The 3,780-nt window shown below is 68.4% G+C and carries 3 protein-coding genes and 1 pseudogene; all 4 read left to right on the top strand.

Features of this window, described 5'->3' with window-relative positions; genetic code table 11:
- A pseudogene (locus AB0F15_RS44940) lies at positions 1–422 on the top strand (lipoyl synthase); the annotation flags it as partial.
- Between the two features lie 44 nt (positions 423–466).
- Positions 467–1,108 (top strand): DedA family protein, encoded by a 642-nt coding sequence (locus tag AB0F15_RS44945; RefSeq protein WP_360284063.1) that lies wholly within the window; start codon positions 467–469, stop codon positions 1,106–1,108.
- A gap of 38 nt (positions 1,109–1,146) precedes the next feature.
- Positions 1,147–2,016: a patatin-like phospholipase family protein gene (locus tag AB0F15_RS44950; protein WP_360284065.1), complete on the top strand. Its 870-nt coding sequence runs from the start codon at positions 1,147–1,149 to the stop codon at positions 2,014–2,016.
- 104 nt (positions 2,017–2,120) lie between these two features.
- Positions 2,121–3,332: an Ig-like domain-containing protein gene (locus AB0F15_RS44955; protein ID WP_360284067.1), complete on the top strand. Its 1,212-nt coding sequence runs from the start codon at positions 2,121–2,123 to the stop codon at positions 3,330–3,332.
- Positions 3,333–3,780 lie beyond the last annotated feature (448 nt).

The raw sequence follows: 3,780 nt of genomic DNA on the forward strand, positions 1-3,780 counted from the left end.
GTTTCCGTTACGCTCGGTCTCTGGAAGTGATCGCGGCGGCGCGTGAGGCCGGTTTGGTGACGAAGTCGAACTTGATTCTGGGTATGGGTGAGACGTCGGATGAGGTGGCTCCGGCGATGCAGGATCTGGTGGATGCGGGGTGTGAGATTTTGACGATCACGCAGTACCTGCGGCCGTCGTCGCGGCATCACCCGGTGGATCGGTGGGTGAAGCCGGAGGAGTTCGTGGAGCATTCGAAGGCTGCGGAAGCGATGGGTTTCGCGGGTGTGATGGCGGGGCCGTTGGTGCGTTCGTCGTACCGCGCGGGCCGGCTCTACGCCCAGACCAAGGCCCACCGCGGCGAGGTACTGCCCGAGAACCTGCAGCACTTGACGTCCGAAGGACCCGCAGCCCAGGAAGCCGCGTCGCTCCTGGCCCGGTGACCCACGTCACCCCACCATCCTTAAAGGATCGGTAAAGTGGCGGCATGGCCCTGGTTTCGGACCTCCTCAGCTGGTTGCAAGGACTTCCGGAACCGGGGCTCGTCGCCGCGACCGGCGGCCTGGTCTTCGCCGAGTGCACGATCGGGCTCGGTTTCCTGGCGCCCGGCGAGTCCGGGCTGCTCATCGCCGCGACGACGGCGACCACCGTCCCGCGGTTCCTGGCCCTGTGGCTGGTCGTCACCATGTGCGCGACCGCGGGCGACGCGCTCGGCTACGGCATCGGCCGTCGCTTCGGCCCGCGGCTGCGGGAGACGAAGCTGATCCTCAAGTACGGCCTCGAGGGCTGGGACAAGGCCACCGCGGTCCTCGAACGCCGCGGCGCCTGGGCGGTGTTCTTCGCCCGGTTCCTGCCGGTGATCCGCACCCTGACGCCGGCGGCGGCCGGGACGTCCGGGCTGCCGTTCCGCAGGTTCCTGCCGGCCGCCGCGGCGGGCGCGTTCTGCTGGTCGCTGGTCCACATCAGCATCGGCGCGGCGCTGGGCGAGGCCGCCAAGCGCATCGAAGGCGTCCTGAACACGGGCGGCCTGATCGTGGTCGGCGTGCTCGCCGCGGGGGCGGTGTTCTCCCTGCTGCGGCTCAAGAAGCGCAAGGCACTCGCGGAGCCCGAACGCGAGCGCGTGCCCTGACCTTCCGCCTCACCTGCGGCGTTACTACATTCGGAGGCATGAGTCTCGCGGATCTTCCCCGGCCGGTCGGCTTCGTCCTCGGCGGTGGCGGCAGCCTCGGCGCGATGCAGGTGGGCATGCTCCGGGCCCTGACCGAAGCGGGGTTGACGCCGGATCTCGTGACCGGCACGTCGGTCGGGTCGCTCAACGCGGCCGTGCTGGCCTTGTCCGGCGAGGACGCACTCGTGCGGCTGCACGGCATCTGGGCGCGCATGACGCGGGACGAGGCGTTCCCCGGCGGCGTGCTGAGCCGCGTCCGGACGTTGACGCAGAGCAAGACGCACCTGTTCCCCAACAGTGGCCTGACCGCGATCATCGCCGACCACCTCGGCGCCGACACCTGCTTCGAGGACCTGGCGCTGCCGCTCGGCGTCGTCACGACGCAGGTCGACACGGCCGAGCCGCTGCTGATCCGGTCCGGGCGGCTGCTCGAGCCGCTGCTGGCGAGCTGCGCGATCCCCGGGATCTTCCCGCCGGTCGAGCACGACGGGCACCTGCTGTACGACGGTGGGCTCGTCGCGAACGTGCCGATGCGGCAGGCGCTCGCCATGGGGGCGAAGTCCCTGGTGGTCCTCGACTGTGCGTTCCCCGGAAAACTGCCCGGTGCGCCGCGGACGTTCGCCGAGGTGATGATGTTCACCGCGATGATCAGCATGCGGAACCAGGCCGTGCTGGAGGCACCGGCGGCGGCCGCCCAGGTACCGGTGGTGTACCTGCCGGGACCTGCGCCGATCCGGGTGAACCCGTTGGATTTCGGGCACACGGAGGCACTGGCGGAAGAGGCGTACACGGCGGCGTGCGAGTTCCTGGGCGCGATCTCGGTGACCGGGCCGGGACTCTACGGCGCACCAGGCCTCGTCATCGCGTGATCCACGTCACGCCGATGCACCGATCCGCCGACAGGAACGTCATCGCTATCGCGTAGTTTTGATGACGAATGCCCGCCGACCCCCAATTCCCAAAAAGAGATAATATGCTCCCCAAGAAGATTTTACTTTCGGTGGCCGGGATCCTCGCCGGGGCACTGCTGCTTTCCGCCTGCTCGTCCGGTGACGACGGCGGTTCGCCCGCCGGTGGGACGCCCGGGTCGGGATCCGCCGCACCGTCCGAGACGGCCGTGGCGGTGACGTTCGACCCCGCGGGCGGCACGGCGGTGAACCCCGCGACGCCGATCGTCGTCAAGGCGGCCAACGGGAAGCTCCTCGACGTCACGGTGACCAACGCCGCCAAGGGGAAGACGGTCGCCGGCAAGCTCACGCCCGACGGGTCGAGCTGGACCTCCACCGAGCCGCTCGGCTACGGCGCGACGTACAAGATCGTCGCGCACGCCCAGGGCACCAACGGGAAGCCGATCGAGCAGGACAACCAGATCACGACGCTGGCGCCGAAGAAGCAGGCGAACGCCAACCTGATCCCGGCGCCGTCCGCGGTGGCGAGCACGGGCGTCGGCGTCGGCCAGCCGATCGTGTTCAGCTTCGGCAAGGTCGCCGTGAAGAACAAGGCGGCGGTCGAGAAGGCCCTGACGGTCGAGTCGACCCCGAAGCAGGACGGCAGCTGGTACTGGATCGACGACTCGAACGTCCACTACCGGCCGAAGGAGTACTGGAAGGCCGGCACCACGCTGAAGGTGACGGCGAAGATCTACGGTGTCGACTTCGGCGGCGAGGTGTTCGGCGCGGAGGACCGTACGGAGACGTACAAGGTGCACGATTCCTGGATCGGGAAGGCCGACGGGAACACCGAGCAGATGCAGATCTTCCACAACGGCGCCATGGTCAAGTCGATGCCGATCTCCATGGGCAAGGACGCGACACCGACCCACCTGGGCGCGCACGTCATTTCGGACAAGCAGGCGAACTACACGATGGACTCCTGCACGTACGGCGTCTGCCCGCCGGACCCGAAGGCGTACCGCTCGGACGAAAAGTATTCGGAGCGCATTTCCAACGACGGCGAGTTCGTCCACGAGAACCCGCACAGCGTCGCCCAGCAGGGCAGTTCGAACGTGTCACACGGGTGCATCAACCTGAACGACGCGAACGCCCAGTGGTTCTTCCAGAACATGGGCCTGGGCGACGTCGTCGAGGTCACCAACTCGGGCGGCCCCCAGCTGCCGGTCTGGGACCTGTACGGCGACTGGTCCAAGTCCTGGGCCGACTGGCAAGCCGGCTCGGCCATCAAGTAACCACCCGTCCCGCCCGTCCACCGGGGGTCAGGAGCTCCGCTCCTGGCCCCCTTCTCATCTCCCCAGCCGCCGCGTCGCTCCCCAAACCGCGTCGTCACCGGCGAGTCCCGGCTTCAATCACGCGAGTTCCGTCCCCGATCACGCGAGTCCCGTCCCCGATCACGCCAGATCCGGCTTCAATCACGTGAGTGCCAGCCGGATCGGGCCGGCGACGGAGCCGCTGAACGAATCGCGTGCAGCCCGAAGCCCGACTCGAGCGGCCGGGGCGGCACTCGCGTGATCCAGGCCGGAACTCGCGTGATCCGGGCCGGGACTCGCGTGATTGGGGGCGGGAGTCGCGTGACCGGGCGGGGGTGGGTATGCGGAAAGGCCCCGGGAGAACCATCACAGTTCTCAACCGGGGCCTTTCACATGTTAAGTTCGGCGGTGTCCTACTCTCCCACAACCC

Origin of the sequence: Amycolatopsis sp. NPDC026612, from assembly GCF_040638285.1 — a bacterium.
In the GTDB taxonomy this organism is placed as follows: Bacteria; Actinomycetota; Actinomycetes; order Mycobacteriales; family Pseudonocardiaceae; genus Amycolatopsis.